Origin of the sequence: Caballeronia glathei (assembly GCF_000698595.1) — a bacterium.
In the GTDB taxonomy this organism is placed as follows: domain Bacteria; phylum Pseudomonadota; class Gammaproteobacteria; order Burkholderiales; family Burkholderiaceae; genus Caballeronia; species Caballeronia glathei.
Genome location: NZ_JFHC01000243.1, coordinates 1 through 1,062, shown reverse-complemented (window position 1 = coordinate 1,062; position 1,062 = coordinate 1). Strand labels below are relative to the sequence as shown.

1 protein-coding gene is annotated in these 1,062 nt (G+C 61.3%); it reads right to left on the bottom strand.

The window, feature by feature from the left end:
- Nucleotides 1-927, bottom strand: a 927-nt coding sequence (locus BG61_RS38555; protein WP_035943704.1) for an HlyD family secretion protein, incomplete at its 3' end; no start/stop codon positions are given.
- Nucleotides 928-1,062: the final 135 nt, after the last annotated feature.

Sequence of the window (1,062 nt, the reverse complement as noted above, 5' to 3'; positions counted from 1 at the left end):
CATTTGTCCCGCGCCGCTCCCCTGCCAGATCGCCTTGACCCGGCCGGACCAGATCTGGCCGGGATAGAGATCCAGTGCCAGTTCTACCGGCTGCCCGGGCTTCACGTACTTGAGATTCTCCTGGAAGAACTGGGCCAGAACATACCGGTCGGCATCGCAGATAAACGATGCGATCGCGCCGAAGCGGATGTCGCCGGACACCATGCCGGGCCGGACCTGGAGGTTGATGATGTAACCGTCCTCCGGCGCGACCAGCAGCGTGTTGTCGAGGTAGAAGTGCGCCTGATCGAGTTCGGCCTGAATCGACGCCACCGTCGTATTCACGCCGCCGATTTGCGATTGGTACTTGAGCCTCGAACGCTGCTCCTCGGCCTGCGCCTCCTTGATCGCAGCGATGTTGGCGGCCACTTGCGCGCCCCACTTCTGCGCGTCCTCCTCGGGGCCCGCGCCCTTCTTTGCCAGATTGACGGAAAGCTTCTCCTGATACCTGGCGTACTCGAGTTCGCTCTTCAGCCTCACGATCTTTTCCGCCGTCACCTGGATGTCGGCGTTCATGATCAGCACGTTCTGCGTCGCCTGTGCGAGCTGCGCCTCCAGCTGCTTGACCTTGGCTTCGTATATACGTCTGTCGAACTGGAACAGCGGCGTACCTTTCTTGACGTGGACGTTCGGTTCCACCAGCACCGCAGTGACGAGCGTCGGCTCCGACAGGCGCGGCGTGAGCTGGATCGTGTGCTGGATGACGCGTGCCTCGGTCGAAGTCGGTGTGACGTAGCGCAGCCCGATCAGGAAGATGAGCATGAGATGCAGCACGAAGAACGTGGAGAAGAAGCCCCACGCAATAGTGAACTTGAGCCACCTGAACTTGAAGAAGACGAGCCATACGATGAGGCCATACGCAAACAGCATCACAAATCCGAGTAGCATGGATCGCCTCCCTCAGCTGTTCGTATCGCGATCCGACGAACGCCTGGTGTCGGATGGGAGATCCCTGGAAGCGGGTGGCGCTGTGCCGCGCAAGCGGGCATGCTCCTCCTCGATCGCCCGCGCTTCCTCGCGCGG